The following is an 18,987-nucleotide window of genomic DNA, read 5'->3' as shown; positions in this document are numbered from 1 at the left end:
GCTCCTTCTTCCGAGGATCGAATCGCGCCCGGAAGGGCGCTCCCACAGGGTAAGCACGAGGGTCCCGCCAAGGGGAAGCCGGCCCGCTTTGCCGGGGAAAAACCCGCTTATCCGCGTCAGGAGCGGTCCGTGGGGAGAAACAGCTCCGGGGCCCACTCTGGTGCTCCTTCTTCGGAGGATCGAATCGCGCCCGGAAGGGCGCTCCCACAGGGTAAGCACGAGGGTGCCGCCAAGGGGAAGCCGGCCCGCTTTGCCGGGGAAAAACCCGCTTATCCGCGTCAGGAGCGGTCCGCGGGGAGAAACAGCTCCGGCGCCCACTCGGGTGCTCCTTCTTCCGAGGATCGAATCGCGCCCGGAAGGGCGCTCCCACAGGGTAAGCACGAGGGTCCCGCCAAGGGGAAACCCGCCAGTGATCCCAAGGGGAAATCGGCAACTGCGGCCAAAGGAAGACCGGCCCGCTTTGCCGAGGAAAAGCCTGGCCATCACCGCGAGACGCGGCAGCAGGGCGGAAGCGTCCTTCCGAGCGCCATTCCCGAAGAGCGCGGCATTGCCGCGGCACCTGCGCCGCGGGGCAAGGTGGGGCAGCGTCCGCACCGCAAGGGGTCCCAGCCGGAACCGCGGCGCGAGGATTTCGCCCCCGCCGCCAGGGCGACGGGCCCGCGCGGCTTCGACAAGGGGGCCAGGGACGAGCAGCGCCGGCCGCTTCTGCATAGTGGCCAGACCGTCGAACTCACCATAACCGGCACCGACGAGGACGGTTTCGGCGTCGCCAACCACGAGGGAACCCGGGTCCTGGTCGCCGGCGCCCTTCCCGGGGAACAGGTGGTCGCAAGGGTAACCTACGTCGGGCGTCGGGAGACGTTCGGCAACCTGCTCCGGTGCCTGAAGTCGTCCCCGGACCGCAATCCGGCACCGGCCTGCGACATGGGGAAGGCCTGCGACGGCTGTCCGCTGATCCAGATGCGCTACCCGGCGCAGCTTGCCTGGAAGAAGGAGCTGGTCTCCCGCCACATCGGCAGCCACCGCTCCCTGGACAAGGTCAAGGTCCACGACACCATCGCCTCGCCCAAAGAGCTTCACTACCGCAATTCGGCCAAGCTCGTCATCGCCGGGAAGTTTTCCGACCCGGTGATCGGGATCTACCGGCGCAACTCGCACGACGTGCTGGAGATTGCGGATTGCCCGCTGCACCATCCGCTGATCAACAAGGTGGTAAAGGCGGTGAAGGCCGGGATCAAGAAGGGGAAGGTCCCCATCTACAACGCGAAGAGCGAGATGGGGCTGCTGCGCTACCTGGTGGTCCGGGTGGCCGAGTCGGGGAACGCGGTGATGGCGGTGCTGGTGACCAGCGAGCAGGGTTACAACGAGATCCACCACCTGGCGAAGTTCATCCAGGATGCGGTCCCGGAGGTCGCCGTGGTCGCCCAGAACATCAACAACTCCACCGGCAACGTGATCTTCGGACAAAGGGACCGGTTCCTCACCAAGACGCACACCCTGCGCGCGTACATCGGGGAGAAGTCGTTCTCGCTGTCGCCGCGCTCCTTCTTCCAGGTGAACAGCGGCGCTGCCGGCATCATCTATGAAAAGGTGCGGGAGTTCGCCGCCTTAAAAGGGAGCGAGCGGGTGATCGACGTCTACTGCGGCATCGGCGGGATCTCCCTCTTCCTGGCGGACCGGGCCGGCGAGGTGGTCGGGATCGAGGTGGTCGATTCGGCGGTCACCGACGCTACCGAAAATGCCGCGCTGAACCACGTCCACAACTGCAGTTTTGAAGCGGGCGATGCAGCGAGGCTTTTGGAAGAGATCGGCGAGGAGGGGGGAGCGCAGGTAATCGTGCTCAACCCGCCGCGCAAGGGTTGCGACGCGAAGGTACTGGAGAGTGCTGCGGCACTGCAGCCGGAGAAGATGATCTACGTGTCGTGCTCGCCGGAGACCCTGGCGCGCGACCTCGACATCCTGTCCCGGCTCGGCTACCGGACGGTAGAGGTGCAGCCGGTGGACATGTTCCCGCAGACGGTGCATGTCGAGGACGTGGCGCTGCTGGTCCGCGAAAAGCACCGGGATTAAATGACCAACAGGGATGCAGGGGATAAAGGGGATGAAAACCTTCCGGGGTTTGCTGCTACCCCCTGCATCCCTGGCATCCCTGTTCGTTTTGGTAGTGCAGAGCGCTCCAGGGGAGAAGCGATGAATGCACAGATTCAAAAGCTGAAGGCTCTTTTCCCCGCGGAGCTGCACCCCCGCCTTTTGCTGGTGGGAGGGGTGGTCCGCGACATCCTCTCCGGTATCGACTGCCACGATTTCGATCTCATCGCCTTCGCTCCCCCCAACAAGCTCGCTGCGCTCGGCTTCAACCTGGTTGCCCCCAAAAGCACCCCGAACATCTTCTTCCGCTACGTAAACGGACTGGGCAAGGTCGAGGTTACCGCCCTCCCCTCCCCCGAGGCGCTTGCCGAGGACCTGATCCGGCGGGACTTTACCGTCAACGCCATGACCATGACCCTGGACGGTACCCTCTCCGATCCTCTGGGGGGGAGGGAGGACCTGCCGGGCAAGCGGCTGCGCCCCTGCAGCGCGACGAGCCTCTCCGACGACCCCGCCCGCATCTTTCGCGCGCTTCGTTTCGAATGCGCCGGTTTCCGGTTAACCGAAGAGGCCGAGAAGACCATCGCCGGCACGGATTGGACCGATGCGCTGGGGCGGCTTCCGGTGGAGCGCTTCTCCAACGAGATGCTCAAGGCACTGGGGAAGCCCGAGCCGTCCCGCTTCTTCACCCGGATGCTCGAACTTCGCGTGGGAACCACCATCCTTCCCGAGCTCTTCCGGATGCCGGAGGTACCCGCCGGCCCTCCGGAACACCACCCGGAGGGGGACCTCTTCACCCACTCGATCCAGGTGCTGGAGAAGGTCGCCGCCGCGACCGACGATGCCACCCCCCGCTTTTGCGGCCTGTTCCACGACCTGGGAAAGCTCGCCACCGCGCCGGAGCTCTACCCGAAGCACCACGGGCACGAGGAGGCGGGGAGGGTCCTGGCCGAGCCGATGTGCCGCAGGCTGCGTCTGCCGCTGCCGCTCATCAAGGGGCTCCAGGCCACCTGTCGCCTGCACCAGAACGCGAACCGCTGGGACGAGCTGAGAACCTCGACCAAGGTGAAGGTGGCGGAGCAGGCGTTGAAGAGCGGGATCGCCCGGTTTTTGCCGCTGATCGTGCAATCGGACTGCGGACGGGAAATGCCGGGGTGGGACGAGGTGATGCGGGTGGCGAAGCTCAACGGGGAGGAGTTGGGGTTCCCGCAGGGGCATTTCGACCGGGAGGGAATCCCGCCGCAGCAGCGGTATGCGATGCTCTTGCAGCGAAAGGTGGAGCTGCTTAAAGGGTGATGGCTGATGGTCACCGCCTGCGGCGGATCGCGCCTGGAAAGGCGCTCCCACCGTAGAGGTTCCCGCCGTCAGCTGAAGAAGAGCGGCATTCCCGGCGCGATCAGCGCCGTCTATCGCGACAGGAATGTCGCTCCTACACAAGATCGGAGTCGATCAACCCGCGATCTTGAACCTCGATACCATCTGCTGCAGTTCGCTCGCCAGGCGCGAGACTTCGTGCGCCGCTGACGCCGCCTCGCCGGCCCCCTTCGCCGTCTCCTGGACCACGTCGTTGATCTGCATCATGTTGCGGGAAATCTCCCCGGTCGTCGCCGTCTGTTCCTCGGCCGCCGTCGCGATCTGGTCCACCTGGCTCGTCACGGTACGCACCTGATCCAGGATCTCCTTCAGCGCCGCTCCGGAGCGAGCGGCCTCGCCGGTCCCCCGCTCCACTTCGCTCACGCCTTCCTCCATGGAACTCACCGCCCCACCGGTCTCGGTCTGGATCGACTTGATCATGGCACCGATCTCACGGGTCGCCCGTGCGGTCCGCTCGGCCAGGGCCCGGACTTCGTCGGCCACGACGGCAAAGCCACGCCCCTGGTCCCCGGCGCGGGCCGCCTCGATCGCCGCATTGAGCGCCAAAAGGTTGGTCTGGTCGGCGATGTCCTCGATGGTCCCGATGATGGTCCCGATCTGGTCGGAACGGCTGCCAAGCTCCGCCACCGTCGCGGCGGTCTCCTGCACCCGCTGGGCGATTCTTCCCATGTTATCGACGGTCCGATCGACGACCTGCGACCCGCTGGTGGCCGCCTCGATCGCCTCCCGGGACGAGCCGGCGGCGAGGGAGCAGTTGCGGGCGATGTCGGCGGAGGTGGCGGCCATCTCCTCGCCGGCGGTGGCCACGAGGCCGGCCTGGGTCGCCACCTGCTCGGCCCCGGTCGCCATCTGCTCGGCGGTCTGCCGCATCTCGTCGGCGGCGGCGTTCAAGGAGCGCGAGTTGCCGATGATGCCGGAGATGAGGGTCCGCATGTTGTCCACCATCTGGTTGATGGCGCGCCCCAGTTCGCCGATCTCGTTGTTCATGTTGGCATCGGTCTTCTGGACGAACTCGCCGTTGGCGAGCTTCTGGATGATCTTGATCGTCTCGTGGATCGGCCCGGTAACGCTGCGGGTGGCCGAAATCGCGATCCCGACGCCGAGCAGCAGGGCCACCAGACCGACGAGAATGACGATGTTGCGCGAGCTCCCCATGGCCAGGTACATTTCGCGGGACAGCTCGTTGGCCACCTTGACGTGTCCTTTCTGGAAGGCGCCGGCCTTGTCGGTCATAAGGGTCGTTGTCTTGTCGAAGTCTTCCATGAGCCGGTCCCCTTCCGGCTTGTTGCCACCGACATACGCTTCGGCCATCTGCTTGCCGGTGCCGTAATACGCCTCGAAGGATTTCTCCAGATCGGCGATCTTTTGCAACGATGCGTCGTCATTGTTGCGCTTGGCGGTTTCCTTGAAGGTCGCAAGTGCCTTGGCGAAACTGTCGGCCGCTTCCTTGGCCCCTTTCAGCCCGTCATCGTGGCCGGTGGCCGCCGCATCGGTGAACTCTTCCTGGACCTGGGTGATGTTCAAGACCATCTGGTCGGCAAGCAGGGCGTACGGAAGGGCCTCGTCCTTGATACGGCTGGCATCCTTGCCGATGGTACGGTAGGTGGTCAGGGTCATGCCCAGGATTATCAGGACCATTCCGATCATCATGCCGAAACCAATACCCATCTTCACGCCCATCTTCAATTCACGGAATCCCATTGTCGTCTCCACTCCAGCAATCTGTCATTCACCAAGCCTTCTTCTCCTCATCGGCAATCACACTGCCTTCTTTAGACCGTTTTAGTCAGAACTTTTTTTCATTATTATTACCTTTTGTTACATAAGGGTGATGGTTGACATACGTTGGATCATGCCGTATTTTGGCTGCCGGCACCGGATCGACGGTGGCCCCGTCTAAAAATGAATCGAATCCCACATCTCCGAGCCACGGCACCTACCAGGGATGCGCCTTATGGTACCGCGGCCTGCGGGTAGCGCTGGAAACGGCACTGCCTTCCTTTTGAAAAGGAGATCCTGTCGCGGCGGACCTGCGTCCATCCCCAGGCTCTTTCTCCTACGAAAGAGCCTTTTTCAATTGGTGCCCGGCGCGTCGGCATCTCCAGACCCCATTCCAAGGAGCCGGAAAATGAAATTGTTCAGCAGCCTCGTCATCACCCTTGCCACCGTTGCGGCGCTGGTCACCGCGGGCACCCTGCCGGCCTTCGCTGCCGGGAAGTCGATCATCCTGGCGACCACGACCAGCACGCAGGATTCGGGTCTTTTGGACTATTTGATCCCGGTGTTCGAGAAGGAAACCGGCTACTTCGTGAAGACCATCGCCGTCGGTTCCGGCCAGGCGATCGCCATGGGGGAAAAAGGCGAGGCCGATGTCCTTTTGGTCCACTCCCCCGAGGCGGAAGCGAAGTTCATGAAGACCGGCTCCGGCATGGAGCGCCGGCTGGTCATGCACAACGACTTCGTGCTGGTCGGCCCCGCCAAGGACCCGGCCCGCGTCAAGGGCTCCCACACCACGGTCGAGGCGCTCAAGAAGATCGCCCACAGCGGCGCCCTCTTCGTCTCGCGGGGGGACAACTCGGGGACCCATGCCAAGGAGAAGGGGCTGTGGAAGGGGGCGGGGATTAACCAGGCGGGGCAGAAGTGGTACCAGGAGACCGGTCTCGGCATGGGACAGACCCTGAGCGTGGCCGCGGAGAAGCACGGCTACACCCTCACCGACCGCGCCACCTACCTGGCGCTCAAAAAGACGCTGGGGCTGCAGATCCTCCTGGAGGGGGACGCCAAGCTCCTCAACATCTATCACGTCATCGAGATCAACCCGGCCAAGTGGCCCAAGGTCAACGCCGCCGGCGGCAAGGCCTTTGCCGATTTCATGGTCTCCCGGAAGGGACAGGGGATGATCGGCAAGTTCGGTGTGGAGAAGTTCGGCGCTCCGCTTTTCTTCCCGGACGCCGGCAAGAAACCTGAGTCGCTGGGGCTGTAATGGACCTGATTTACGAGGGCTTCGCCAAGGCGGTGGCGCTTTTGGCCGCCTTGGACCGCGAGGTCCTGGACATCACCTGGCTTTCGCTCAAGGTATCGGGCACCGCCACGCTTTTGAGCCTTGTTTTCGGCATCACTTCCGGCACCGCGCTCGCGCTCGCCAATTTTCCCGGCAAGCGCCTGGTGGTGAGCGCGGTGAACACCGGGATGGGGCTCCCCCCGGTCGTGGTCGGCCTTTTCGTCACCATCTTCCTCTGGCGCAACGGCCCCTTCGGCTCTTTGGACATCCTCTACACCCCCACCGCGATGATCATCGCGCAGGCGGTGATCGCGACCCCGATCGTCTGCGGCATCACCGTCGCCTCGATCCAGAACCTTCCTCCCAACCTGCGGCTGCAGATCCTGGCCTTGGGGGCGACCCGCCCCCAGATGGTCTGGCTCTTGATCCGCGAGGCCCGGCTCCCCCTCCTGGCGGGGGTGATGGCCGGCTTCGGCGGGGTCATCTCCGAGGTGGGGGCCTCCATCATGGTCGGCGGCAACATCAAGGGGTATACCCGCGTGCTGACCACGGCGACGGTCATGGAAACCAGCAAGGGCAACTTCGACGTCGCCATCGCGCTGAGCCTGATCCTGCTGCTCCTCTGCTTCGCCATCAACTACCTGCTGACCCGGATCCAGCAGCGGGAGCGCCCCCGATGAACGATGCCCCGAACTTTCTCGAGGTGGAGCAGCTCACCGTGGCGCGCGGCGGGGTGCCGGTCATCGACATTCCCCGGCTTTCCCTTGCCGAGGGGGAGGTGCTGTCGCTGATCGGCCCCAACGGCTCCGGCAAATCGACCCTCATGCTCACCCTGGCGACCCTTTTGCCGCCGACCGGCGGCCGGATCCGCTGCCGGGGGGAAGCGATCGATTCCGACCGGGCCCGCTTCGCCTACCGGCGCCGGCTGGCGATGGTCTTCCAGGAGCCGCTTCTTTTCGACACCACCGTCTTCGAAAACGTCGCCGCGGGGCTGAAGATCCGGCGCATGACGCGGGGGGAGATCCGCAGCCGGGTCATGGAGACGCTGGAGCTCTTCAGCATGGCCGGCTTCGCCGAGCGCTCCGCGAGCAAGCTCTCCGGCGGGGAGTCGCAGCGCACGAGCCTCGCCCGGGCCTTCGCCATCCGGCCGGAGATGATCCTTCTGGACGAGCCGTTTGCGGCGCTGGACGCCCCTACCCGCCTGGCGCTGACCACCGACCTGGAACGGATCCTCACCGAGACCGGGACCGCGGCGATCGTGGCCACCCACGACCAGTTGGAGGCGCTCAGGCTTTCCACCCGGATGGCGGTGATCAACCGCGGGGCGATCGTCCAGGGGGGCACCCCTGCCGAGGTGATGAACCGGCCGGCCAACGAGTTCGTCGCCTCCTTCGTCGGGATGGAGAACGTCCTCACCGGCACGGTACTCGCCTGTTCCCAGAGCGTTGCCACGGTTTCGCTGGGGGGCCATGCCATCGAGCTGGTCGGCCAGGCGGAGCCGGGCGAATCGGTGATCTTTTGCCTGCGGCCGGAAAACATCGCCATCTCCACCACCGACCCGGCCGGGGTGACCAGCGCCCGCAACGTCATCCGGGCGGTGGTGCGCAAGGTCATCCCGATGGGGATCTACAACAAGATCGAAATCGACTGCGGCTTCCCGCTGGTCGCCTACCTCACCTCCCAATCCATCGACCATCTGCATCTCGACCCCGGCAAGACGGTGTACGCCTCGTTCAAGGCGACCGCGGTGCATCTGCTTAGGCGGGACTGACACCCTCACCAGGATTTTCAGGAAAAAAGACGGATCGAACCCCACCAGCAAACCGCAGGATGAGGTTGATCCGTCTTATTGTTTCGGCAATCCCTCAAAAGAAGATCCGCCCTTTGATCCCCCCTTTGGCAAAAGGGGCCGGGGGGATTTGGTTCGGAGGTTTTCGAGACGGACGGTAACGTCAGAGCTCTAAAGGCAAATCCCTCAAAATCCCCCTTCGCAAAGGGGGCTTCGTCGGGCTTCTGGTGGAGCCAGAGTTGCCTTGCTCGATGGATAATTCCGTTTTGTTTGGGCATCGGTGGGAAGCTTTTTTATCGAGAGAAATGGGCAGCCACGATGGAGTGGGCGAGGTCCATGGAGGAGGTGAAAGCGGGGGATATGGGGTTGAGGACGTGGAGCGAAGCGCCGTCGGCCACGACCAGGAAGTCCATCACCATCTGCTTGGTCTCCCAGTCCACGAGCTGCGGGCGGATGCCCACCTTGGTCGCCGGAACCACGTCTTTCGGGGAGAGCTCTTTCACCAGCCGGGCCGCATCCTTGAAGAAGCAGGAAGGGATGTATTTGAGCGGCTCGGTCAGGGCGACGCCGCGAAACTGCGGGTTGGCCAGGAACAGGACGAGGTCTTCCCAGGCGATGGCGAAGCCCTCGGCATCGATACCGGCCACGATGCCGTAATTCTCCCGACCAAAGGCGGGAATGGCGGTCGGACCGAGATAGACGTCGCCGTGGACCGACCGGGTGAAATGGACCCCGAGGAAGGGATTGCGGATGTCGGGGACGGGATAGATGCTGGAGTTGACGGTGAAGGGTGCGTCCTTGCCCAGCAGGCGGTAGACCCCCTTGAAGGGGATCAGGCGGTAGTTGGTGCCGACGCCGAAATGGCGGGCCACCTTGTCGCAGTGCGCCCCGGCCGCGTTGACGAACCTCCGGAAGCGAATCTCGCCCCGGCTGGTCGCGGCGGCAGCACTGCCGGAAAGACCGGTAAAACGACAGCCGAGTTCGAAACGGACCCGGCCGGTCTCCTCCAGATCCTTTTTCAGGCTCTTGAGTACCGCCTTCGGATCGACCACGGCGGTGTAGTGGGAAAAAAGCGCCCGCTCCACGGTCCGGGCGTTCGGCTCGATCGCGGCGAGCTGGCGCTCGTCGATCATCTCCACCTTGGCGCCGTTTGCCGTCGCCCGCCGGTAGAGCTCGTCCAAGACCGGCAGCTCCTCTGCGGTCCGGGTCACAATCACCTTCCCGTTCTCCAACAGCGGCAACCCACGCTCCTTGCAATACTCCCGCATCAGGAAGTTGCCGTTCAGGCAGGATTTGGCCTTGAGGCTGTCGGGGGAGTAGTAGATCCCCGCATGCAAAACGCCGCTGTTGCGCCCCGAGGCGTGGCGTCCCAGCTCCGGCTCCTTCTCGATGATCACGATGTCGCCGTGGCCGGTGCGGACCAGTTCCCGCGCGATGGTCAGCCCGAGGATGCCGGCACCGACGATGAGGATATCTGCATGGGTTGCGGTCATAGCGAAGTGCTCCAAAGGCCTCACCGAGGTGAGCGGACTAGATAGCTTCCAGCGAGGTAGCGGCCTCCCCTGTCGAGGCGCGATGGACGCGTGGGCACCGCCTGCGGCGGATCGCGCCTGGAAAGGCGCTCCCACAGTAAAAGGGCTCCTCCCTCAGGTAGACAAGGGAGCGTACGGTTGCGGCTCGCGATTATCGGCCTTACGCGCAGCAGGCTTCTCCCCTGCATCTCAATAGCAAGATCCGCAGCGAAGCAGGCAACATCAGCCGGACCACCGTGGTCACCCTCGGGCCGGCAGCGCTACAACCGGGAGCAGCGCGTCGTCGACCTCTTCCATCCGCCCGGGACCGAGTTTGACGAGGGTTGCCCGCAAGCGCTCCGCCGCGGCGATGAGGGCGGCCACGTCGACACCCTGGCAGATCGGGGGCGCTCGACGCAGGAGTTCCGGCCCCTTCTCCAGGAGCAGCACGGCCCCCTTGTAGTTCCCTTCCCGCCAGTGGTGCAGCGCCACCGCCACCTGGAGAAACCCCTGGTAGAAGTCGCGCAACTCCCCCCGCGCTCCGACCCAGAGCTCTTCGAGGGTTTCGTGACACTCGAACCACTCCCGCCGGTTGAATTGCTCAACCGCCCGGAGCAGTTCACCAGGCATCGTCTCGTCACATCCCTGCATCCGTTACCTCATTGCCGCCGCCACACCGCGGTCCCGACGCGATCGGTGCCCCAATTCGCGCCAGGAATGGCGCTCCCACGGGTGAATCCAGCTGCACCGGTCAGGTCCCCCAAGGCCTGCCGAAAAAAGAGCCCCTCTCATCCTTTCCGGCGCTCCCTTCCCGGCGGCTTCCGGTTTTCCATTCTCCGGTTCAGGCCGAGCTTCAGGATCGAGCTTTCGTAGATCGACTCGAACATCTTTTCGATCTTGAAGAAGGTCGCCAGGACGGCGGGATCGAAGTGGGCCGCCGGGTTGATCCGCTCGTCCCCCTCCCGAAAAACCTGCAGCGCCTCCTGGTGGCTGAGCGGCACTTTGTAGCTGCGCCGCGACCGCAAAGCGTCGTAGACGTCGGCCACTTTCACGATCCGTCCCGGGATGGGGATCCGCTCCCCCTTGAGCCGTTTGGGGTAGCCGCTGCCGTCCCAGTTCTCGTGGTGAGCGATGGCGATTTCCCGGGCAATCATGAGCCGCGGCGCCTTGCCGATGATCTCCTCGCCGTAGGCGGGATGCTGCCGCATGATCTGCAGTTCGCGGTCATCCAGCGGCCCCTCCTTGAGCAGGATTTCCACCGGGACCCGGATTTTGCCCACGTCATGCATCTGGGCGAAAAAGGCCATGTCTTCCACGAAGGATGTGTTGAACCCCATGTTGGCGGCGAGCGCCCCAGCGTAGCGGTTCACCCGGACGATGTGCTTGCCGGTATCCTCCTCCGCCGCCTCGCAGGCCCGCGCCAGCGCCGAGACGGTATAGTGGAAGGCCTGCTCGGTCTCCTGCATCTCCTGGGAGACGGTCAGAAGCGAGCCCATCACGGTGGCCGCGCTTTTCAGGACGTCGGCGTCATACTCGGTCACCCGGCCGGGATAGTTGAAGGCGACCAGCACGCCGGTGGTCTCACCGCTGATCCGGCTGCTTACGAAGTTGAGGATCGGTTCCTCCATCGCGTCGGTCACCTGGGGATGGAAGAGGACCTGGAAGTCGTCGACGGAGTTGCAGATATCCATCCAGTTCACCGCGACCGCGTCGCCGGAGCCCTCCACGCTCAAAAGTCCCAAGGCGTAGCTGGAACCGGGATCGATGCTGATCTCGTCGCTGCTCTCGATCAGTTCGTGCTCCCTCAAGTGGAAGACCCTGCCGTTGCAGCAGGTACACTCAGGCCCCTCGGTGGCGATGAAGATCCCTGAGGGGCCCCGCCGCCCTTTCCCCCCGAGTACCTTGCCCAAGACCTCGCGGTAGGTTTCCTCCCGGGAAAGCTTGCGCCGGGTCAGACCGCGCAGCTTCTCGTCGGTAAGCGAGACCAGTTCCAGGGTCTGCCGCAGCGCCATCTGACAAAGATCGTCGAACATATAAAGGGCTCCTGCCGATCGTTCACATTAAAAGCTCAGGCCCTAAGTTATAGCGTATCGGGAGGGAAGGTCAACGAATACCCTCCGCCTTTGTCGGCCTGCCGTGGAGGGTCAATGATGGAATAGGGGGAGACTTTAGGCGTCGGCTTCCGTTATTGAACTGGGTAGGCCGGTACGGCGGGCGCAACCGGGAAGAAATCGAAGGGAAACCGCGGGGCAGAAAGGGAGCGTGGCAGGTTTCGTACCGGTATGCGTAACTTGGAAAGCGAAAAAGATAGTTACGGCAGATGAAGGGACAGCACTGCCGGTGCAAATATCGAACGGGAAACCTACCGGAATCGTTGCGGTCACCCAGCGGCAATCCACGACTTCGGCTCGGTCGGTGAGCGGCCTCCGAAATACTGCCGGGACAACGCCGCCGGGAAAGGGTACCCTCGCGAGGCTAATGGGGTAGGGACAGCCGTTTCTTCGCGAGCACCCAACCGATAGGCCGAGCACCTTTTCCCTCGTTTTCCAGGCTTTTTCGCAGACTTTCCCACCTCATTCCCAACCGTCCCCGCACCGGCCGAAACGTCCCCCGCACCGGCCGAAACTTCGCCCGCACCGGCCGAAACTTCGGCTGCATCGGCCGAAACTTCGGCTCCATCGGCCGAAACTTCGGCGGCATCGGCCGAAACTATCCTCGGGGCGGCCGAAACAATCCCGGCGCCGGCCGAGATTGCCCCTCGGCGGTGGGAACTTTCCTGGCGCGGTAGGGAATCCACGGAATCATCGAGGCGAAAGGAGCGCACGACATAAAAAAAGCCCGGCGCGTGGGCGCCGGGCTTTTTCCGTGCTGCAGTTGGTTGACCTTCTAGGCCTTGGCGGCGACCGCCTTGTCAAAGCCCATCTGGAACGCCTTCTTGTTCAGCTCGATGAAGGCCTCCGGAACGCGGGCCAGAACGGCTTTTTCGGCGCTTTCCTTGGTCACAACGTTGGTCAGTGCCACCATCGCGCCCAGGGCGACGATGTTGGCGACGATCTCACGACCGACTTCGTTCTTGGCGGTGTTGATGATCGGGAAGGCAACGGTCTTGAAGTTGCCAGCCGGTACCTTTTTGACCAGGTCGGAGTCGATGAGGAGCACCCCGCCTTCTTTGAGGTCGTGGGAGTACTTGTCGGCCGCTTCCTGGGTCAGCGCAAGGAGCGCGTCGACCACGGTCGCTTTCGGGTAGTCGATCATGGCGTCGGAGATGACCACCTCGGACTTCGAAGCGCCGCCGCGAGCCTCCGGGCCGTAGCTCTGGGACTGGACGGCCTGCTTGCCGTCGTAGATCGAGGCGGCTTCCGCCATGATGACGCCCGCAAGGATCAGACCCTGCCCGCCTGCCCCGGAAAATCTGATTTCATATCTCTGAGACATACTGATCTTCTCCTTTATCGTTACTTTTGGGCGCGCTCGATGACCTTCGCGTACTCGGTGGTGTACTCCGGCTTCTCCTCTTTGTAGAGGACGCCGGTGATGATCTTGCCCTCGAGCTGCTCCGGGGTCATCTTCTCGGCAGCCTTCACCGGAACGGCGACGTCCTTGAGGCGGTTCATCATCTCGATGACGGACTTGTACTTGTTGCGGCGACCGTAGGTGGTCGGGCAGTCGTCCAGGATCTCGACGACGGAGAACCCTTTGTGCTGGATCGCCTCGGCGATCAGCTTGTCGATCTGGGTGGCGTGGTAGGCGGTGCCGCGGGCGACGAAGGTTGCGCCGGCGCCGATGGCGAGCTTGGCCACGTCAAAGGCCGGATCGGGGTTGCCGTACGGGGTGGTGGAAGCCTTGGCACCGGTCGGGGTGCAGGGAGAGAACTGGCCGCCGGTCATCCCGTAGATGTTGTTGTTCATGATGATGTAGGTCATGTTGATGTTTCTGCGGCAGGCGTGGATGAAGTGGTTGCCGCCGATCGCGGTCCCGTCGCCGTCGCCGCCGACCAGGATGACGTTCATCTCCGGCTTGGCCATCTTGACACCGGTGGCAAACGCAGCAGCGCGGCCGTGGGCGGTGTGCAGGGTGCAGAAATCGAGGTAGCCCGGAAGGCGCGAAGCGCAGCCGATGCCGGACACGATCGCGGTGTTGTTCTTCTCAAGGCCGAGGGTGTCGATCGCACGGATCAGGCCTTTCATGACAATCCCGTGACCGCAGCCCGGGCACCAGATGTGCGGGAGCTTGCCGGGACGGATGTACTTATCGTAATCGAAAGACATGTTACTTAACCTCCTTGATCTTTTCGAGGATCTGACCCGGGTTGATCGGCTCCCCGTCGACGCGGAAGATGCCGGTGACCGGAGCCTGGCCTTCAACGACCCGCTTGACTTCGCCGGTGCACATGCCGAGGTTCATCTCCGGAGTGATGATCCCCTTGACCTTGGCGCCCAGCGCCTTGATCTGCTTTTCCGGGAAGGGCCAGAAGGTCTTGATCCTGAAGAGGCCGGCCTTGATCCCCTGCTTGCGCGCCTCATTGACGGCGAAGCGGGCGGAACGGGAGGTGGAGCCGAAGGCAACGACGGCGACTTCGGCGTCGTCGCAGAGGTACTCTTCGAACTGGACGATGTCGTCCACGTTCGCGTCGACCTTGCGGATCTGACGCTCCTCCTCGGCCTGCACCAGGGTTGCCTTGGTGGTCGGGAAGCCGTCTTCGGCCTTGTTCAGGCCGGTGACGTGGAAGCGGTACTCGGAGCCGAAACCGGCCAGCGGCGGCACGTCGCCGAAGCGGGTGTCGTACGGCTTGTACTCGGCCGGCGGGACGCTCGGTGCGGTGCGGTCGATGACTTCCAGTTCGCCCGGTTCGGGGAACACGATCCGCTCACGCATGTGGGCCACGATCTCGTCCGGCATGACCATGACCGGCATGCGGTATTTCTCGGCGAGATTGAAGGCGCGCACGGTCTCTTCGAAGAGCTCCTGCACGGAGGCCGGGGTGAGGCAGATGGCGGCGTGGTCGCCGTGGGTGCCCCACTTGGCGCACATGACGTCGGACTGGGACGGGCCGGTCGGCATGCCGGTGGAGGGGCCGCCCCTCATGACGTTGACGATGACGACCGGGGTCTCGGCGATGCAGGCGTAACCGATCAGCTCCTGCTTCAGGGAGAGGCCCGGGCCGGAGGTCGCGGTGAGCGACTTGGCGCCGGTAAGGGAAGCGCCGATGACCGAAGCCATCGCGCCGATCTCGTCCTCCATCTGGATGAACTTGCCGCCGACCTTCGGCAGCTCTACGGACATCACCTCAGCCACCTCGGTGGACGGGGTAATCGGATAACCGCCGAAGAATTTGCAACCGGCGTAGAGTGCACCCTGCGCGGCAGCTTCGTTCCCCTGAAGGAATGCAACTTTCTTAGCCACTTTCAATACCTCCTAATTGTATTAAGCCGTCACTTTGATAGCGAAATCAGGGCATCTCAGCTCACACTGCATGCATTTGATGCAGGCTTCGAGGTTCTTCACGCTCGCCACGAATCCCTTCATTTCCAGGACCTTGGTCGGGCAGAACTCCACACAGATGTGGCACCCTTTGCAGTACTTCTCGATAATCTCGATTGTAGGCAGTTTTTTCTCCATCCACGTAGCTCCTTTAAGAAAATGCCCTTTCAGGCTGGCAAATGCACTCTTTTAGCACATGCTGTATACAAAATGCAAGACAAAGAACGAGAAACCCGTCACTTGCATTGACCGCAGAAAAAAGGGGCAAGCAGGGGAGACCCCCTACTTGCCCCCAGTTACTGCGCAAAGAAAATGAGACTACTTGAGAATGGCAACCAGTTCCTTAACGGCGGCAACCGATTTGTCCATCATGGCCTGCTCTTCGGCGTCGAGTTCGAACTGGAGGATCTGCTCGACCCCGCCGGCGCCCAGGACGCAGGGAACGCCGACGTAGAAGCCCTTCACGCCGAACTCGCCGTTCAGGTACGCGCAGGTCGGGAGCACGCGCTTCTGGTCGCGCAGGATGGACTCGGCCATGGCGATCGCGGAGGAAGCCGGGGAGTAGAAAGCGGAACCGGTTTTGAGCAGGGCGACGACTTCACCGCCCGCACCGCGGGTGCGCTTGACCATGGCGTCCATGACTTCCTTGGCTTTGGCCTTGTCGTTGTACTTGCGCTCGAGAAGCTCGAGGACCGGGATGCCGTTGACGGAGGCGTAACGGACCAGCGGCACCATGTCGTCGCCGTGGCCGCCCAGGGTCATGGCGTTGACGTCTTTCACGGAAACGCCGAGTTCCCAGGCGATGAACGCCTTGAAGCGGGCGGAGTCGAGGACGCCGGCCTGGCCGATGACGCGGTTGTGCGGGAAGCCGGTGACCTTCTGGCAGAGGGTGACCATCGCGTCGAGCGGGTTGGAGATGACGATGACGAAGGAGTTCGGCGCGTGGGCCTTGATCCCTTCGGCGACGGAGGTCATGATCTTGGAGTTGACGTCGATCAGGTCGTCGCGGCTCATGCCCGGTTTACGGGGAAGACCAGCGGTGACGATGACGACGTCGGAGCCGGCGATGTCTTCGTAGGTGTTGGTCCCTTTGAGGCAGACGTCGAAGCCGTCGACCGGGGAAGCCTCGGCGATGTCAAGGCATTTGCCCTGCGGAAGGCCTTCCACGATGTCGAAAAGGACCACGTCACCCAGTTCGCGCAGTGCTGCAAGCTGAGCCAGGACGCCGCCGATCTGTCCACCACCGATAAGTGCGATTTTCTTACGTGCCATGTTTTTCCTCCTCCATTGAGATTGGGTTATCTACCAGGTCCAACAGGTTGTTAAGCGATCGCGTTGATAATTGCGTTCAGGGTTGCGCTCGGGCGCATCGCCGCTTCGGTCTTGGCATCGTTCGGGTGGTAGTAGCCCCCCATGTCGACCGGCTTGCCCTGGGCGCCGATCAGCTCGGCGTTGATCTTCTCCTCGGCAGCCTGGAGCTGCTCGGCGACCTTGCCGAAGCGGGCCGCAAGCTCCTTGTCCTTGGTCTGGGCGGCAAGCGCCTCGGCCCAGTACATGGCGAGGTAGAAGTGGGAACCGCGGTTGTCGATCTGGCCGACCTTACGCGCCGGGTTCTTGTTCTGATCGAGGAACTTGGTGTTGGCGACGTCGAGGGTCTCGGCCAGAAGCGCCGCCTTCTCGTTTTTGAAGGTGCTGGCCAGGTGCTCCAGGGAGACCGCCAGGGCCAGGAACTCGCCCAGGGAGTCCCAACGGAGGTAGCCTTCCTGCTGGAACTGCTGCACGTGCTTCGGAGCGGAGCCGCCCGCACCGGTCTCGAAGAGGCCGCCGCCCGCAAGCAGCGGGACGATGGAGAGCATCTTCGCCGAGGTGCCGAGCTCCATGATCGGGAAGAGGTCGGTCAGGTAATCCCTGAGGGCGTTGCCGGTGACGGTGATGGTGTCCAGGCCCGCCTTGGCGCGCTTGCAGGTGTACAGCATCGCCTCGGGGGGAGCCATGATCTGGATGTCCAGCCCGTTGGTGTCGTGGTTCTTGAGGTACTTCTCGACCTTCAGGATCATCTGCGCGTCGTGGGCGCGGTTTTTGTCCAGCCAGAAGATGGCCGGGGCGCCGGTGGCGCGGGCACGGTTGACGGCGAGCTTGACCCAGTCCTGGATCGGCAGATCCTTGGCCTGGCAGCCGCGCCAGATGTCACCATCTTCTACCTGGTGCTCGATAACCGACTTGCCGGAAGGATCGACCAGGCGGAAGGTGCCGTCGGCGGCAGCCTTGAAGGTCTTGTCGTGGGAGCCGTACTCCTCGGCCTTCTGCGCCATGAGGCCCACGTTGGAGGTGGAGCCCATGGTGGTCGGGTCGAACTGGCCGTTTTGCTTGCAGAAGTCGATGCAGACCTGGTACCACTCGGAGTAGCAGGTATCGGGGATCACGCATTTGACGTCGGCGAGCTTGCCGTCCGGGCCCCACATCTTGCCGGAGTCGCGGACCACGACCGGCATGGAGGCGTCGATGATGATGTCGTTGGAGGCGTGGAGGTTGGTGATCCCTTTGTCGGAGTCGACCATCGCCAGGCGCGGACGCTTCGCGTAGGTAGCCTGGATGTCGGCCTCGATCTCGGCCTTCTTGGCAGCCGGGAGGGTGGCGATCTTCTTGTAGAGGTCGCCCAGGCCGAGGTCGGCGATGACCCCGATTTCCTTGAAGGTGTCGGCGTGCTTCTTGAAGACGTCCTCGAAGAAGACGGAGACGAAGTGCCCGAAGATGATCGGGTCGGAGATCTTCATCATGGTCGCTTTGAGGTGCACCGAGAAGAGGACGTCCTTGGCCTTGGCATCCTCGATCTGCTCGGCGATGAACTTGCGCAGGGCCTTGGCGCTGATGAAGGAGCCGTCCACGACCTCGCCGGTCTGCAGCGGCAGTTCCTTCATGACGGTGACCTTGCCGGCCTTGTCAACGAACTCGATCCGGTACTTGCCGGCCTCGGGCACGGTGTAGGACTTTTCGCTGTGGTAGAAGTCGCCCGCGTTCATGTGGGAGACGTGGCTCTTGGAGTCGGAGCTCCAGGCGCCCATCTTGTGCGGGTGCTTCTTGGCGTATTCCTTGACCGCCTTGGCGGAGCGGCGGTCGGAGTTACCTTCACGCAGCACCGGGTTTACGGCGGAACCGAGGACCTTGGCGAAACGGGCGTGCAGCGCCTTCTCAGCGTCGGTCTTGGGGTCTTCCGGGTAGTCGGGGATGTCGTACCCCTGGCTCTGCAGTTCCGCGATGGCGGCCTTGAGCTGCGGGATGGAGGCGGAGACGTTCGGGAGCTTGATGATGTTGGCTTCGAGCTTCTGGGTCAGTTCGCCCAGGTACGCCAGCTCGTCGTTGATTTTCTGCTCCGGCTTGAGGTTCTCCGGGAAGTTGGCGATGATCCTGCCGGCCAGAGAAATGTCGCGGGTCTCCACTTCGACGCCAGCCGCCTTGGTGAAGGCGTTGACGATCGGGAGCAGCGAATAGGTAGCCAGTGCCGGTGCTTCGTCGATCTTGGTCCAGACAATCTTCGTTTGTGTTGCCATGATCCCTCCTTGGGTTTTTATGCCAGAATCGCCAGATGCCAGAAGAAAGACGCGCCTGCGTCTGTTGCTGGCCGGCACCTAAGACAGTCATCCAGGCGGCGGCGCGCACATCAGCAGGCATCATGCGGCGCCGCCCTCTCATCGAGACCGCAAGCGCCGAGACCCCGGCATGGCACAAACCCCCTTTTACTCAAG

General features: G+C 63.3%; 14 protein-coding genes, 1 pseudogene and 1 riboswitch. Of the genes and pseudogenes, 5 read left to right on the top strand and 10 right to left on the bottom strand.

Annotated elements, in window-relative coordinates; all coding sequences use genetic code 11:
* Both rlmD and JFN93_RS01795 read left to right on the top strand, forming a co-directional pair.
* Nucleotides 1-2,070, top strand: a 2,070-nt coding sequence (rlmD, locus tag JFN93_RS01800) for a 23S rRNA (uracil(1939)-C(5))-methyltransferase RlmD (protein WP_236021480.1), incomplete at its 5' end; no start/stop codon positions are given.
* Nucleotides 2,071-3,108 (top strand): annotated as a pseudogene (locus tag JFN93_RS01795) (HD domain-containing protein); the annotation flags it as partial.
* 429 nt (nt 3,109-3,537) lie between these two features.
* Here the strand turns inward: JFN93_RS01795 and JFN93_RS01790 are convergent.
* The gene (locus JFN93_RS01790; protein WP_199382254.1) at nt 3,538-5,163 is read right to left on the bottom strand and encodes a methyl-accepting chemotaxis protein; all 1,626 of its coding nucleotides are present in this window, start codon (nt 5,161-5,163) and stop codon (nt 3,538-3,540) included.
* A gap of 207 nt (nt 5,164-5,370) precedes the next feature.
* Nucleotides 5,371-5,491: riboswitch (molybdenum cofactor riboswitch) on the top strand.
* A 99-nt stretch (nt 5,492-5,590) separates the two neighbouring features.
* Here JFN93_RS01790 and JFN93_RS01785 point away from each other — a divergent pair.
* The 3 genes from JFN93_RS01785 to JFN93_RS01775 are packed head-to-tail and all read left to right on the top strand — an operon-like array spanning nt 5,591 to nt 8,234.
* On the top strand, nt 5,591-6,445 hold the full coding sequence (locus tag JFN93_RS01785; RefSeq protein WP_199382253.1) for a substrate-binding domain-containing protein: 855 nt from the start codon (nt 5,591-5,593) through the stop codon (nt 6,443-6,445).
* The gene (locus JFN93_RS01780; RefSeq protein ID WP_199382252.1) at nt 6,445-7,143 is read left to right on the top strand and encodes an ABC transporter permease; all 699 of its coding nucleotides are present in this window, start codon (nt 6,445-6,447) and stop codon (nt 7,141-7,143) included. Before JFN93_RS01785 ends, JFN93_RS01780 begins: the two co-directional genes overlap by 1 nt.
* Complete coding sequence (locus tag JFN93_RS01775) at nt 7,140-8,234, top strand: ABC transporter ATP-binding protein (RefSeq protein ID WP_199382251.1); 1,095 nt, start codon at nt 7,140-7,142, stop codon at nt 8,232-8,234. Before JFN93_RS01780 ends, JFN93_RS01775 begins: the two co-directional genes overlap by 4 nt.
* Nucleotides 8,235-8,545: 311 nt before the next feature.
* Here the strand turns inward: JFN93_RS01775 and lhgO are convergent, their stop codons facing one another.
* From lhgO to JFN93_RS01730, 9 genes are all read right to left on the bottom strand, one after another.
* On the bottom strand, nt 8,546-9,745 hold the full coding sequence (gene lhgO, locus JFN93_RS01770; RefSeq protein ID WP_199382250.1) for an L-2-hydroxyglutarate oxidase: 1,200 nt from the start codon (nt 9,743-9,745) through the stop codon (nt 8,546-8,548).
* Between the two features lie 279 nt (nt 9,746-10,024).
* Nucleotides 10,025-10,414, bottom strand: a complete 390-nt coding sequence (locus tag JFN93_RS01765; RefSeq protein WP_199382249.1) for a DUF309 domain-containing protein — start codon at nt 10,412-10,414, stop codon at nt 10,025-10,027.
* Nucleotides 10,415-10,551: 137 nt separating this feature from the next.
* Nucleotides 10,552-11,796 (bottom strand): HD-GYP domain-containing protein, encoded by a 1,245-nt coding sequence (locus JFN93_RS01760; protein WP_199382248.1) that lies wholly within the window; start codon nt 11,794-11,796, stop codon nt 10,552-10,554.
* Between the two features lie 853 nt (nt 11,797-12,649).
* Nucleotides 12,650-13,198, bottom strand: coding sequence for a 2-oxoacid:acceptor oxidoreductase family protein (locus JFN93_RS01755; protein ID WP_199382247.1), 549 nt, complete (start codon nt 13,196-13,198; stop codon nt 12,650-12,652).
* A gap of 20 nt (nt 13,199-13,218) precedes the next feature.
* Nucleotides 13,219-14,031 (bottom strand): 2-oxoacid:ferredoxin oxidoreductase subunit beta, encoded by an 813-nt coding sequence (locus JFN93_RS01750; RefSeq protein ID WP_199382246.1) that lies wholly within the window; start codon nt 14,029-14,031, stop codon nt 13,219-13,221.
* A gap of 1 nt (nt 14,032) precedes the next feature.
* Nucleotides 14,033-15,166, bottom strand: a complete 1,134-nt coding sequence (locus JFN93_RS01745; protein ID WP_199382245.1) for a 2-oxoacid:acceptor oxidoreductase subunit alpha — start codon at nt 15,164-15,166, stop codon at nt 14,033-14,035.
* Nucleotides 15,167-15,187: 21 nt separating this feature from the next.
* The gene (locus tag JFN93_RS01740) at nt 15,188-15,382 is read right to left on the bottom strand and encodes a 4Fe-4S binding protein (protein ID WP_012531327.1); all 195 of its coding nucleotides are present in this window, start codon (nt 15,380-15,382) and stop codon (nt 15,188-15,190) included.
* A 180-nt stretch (nt 15,383-15,562) separates the two neighbouring features.
* Entirely contained in the window at nt 15,563-16,516 is a 954-nt protein-coding gene (gene mdh / locus JFN93_RS01735; RefSeq protein ID WP_199382244.1) for a malate dehydrogenase, read from the bottom strand.
* A gap of 50 nt (nt 16,517-16,566) precedes the next feature.
* A complete protein-coding gene (locus tag JFN93_RS01730; RefSeq protein WP_199382243.1) occupies nt 16,567-18,792 on the bottom strand; it encodes an NADP-dependent isocitrate dehydrogenase in 2,226 nt (741 codons plus the stop codon).
* Nucleotides 18,793-18,987 lie beyond the last annotated feature (195 nt).

Origin of the sequence: Geomesophilobacter sediminis (genome assembly GCF_016458275.1) — a bacterium.
Classification (GTDB): Bacteria; Desulfobacterota; Desulfuromonadia; order Geobacterales; family Geobacteraceae; genus Geomesophilobacter; species Geomesophilobacter sediminis.
The sequence above is the reverse complement of the archived record's forward strand: the minus strand, read 5'-3'. Positions and strand labels throughout refer to the sequence as shown.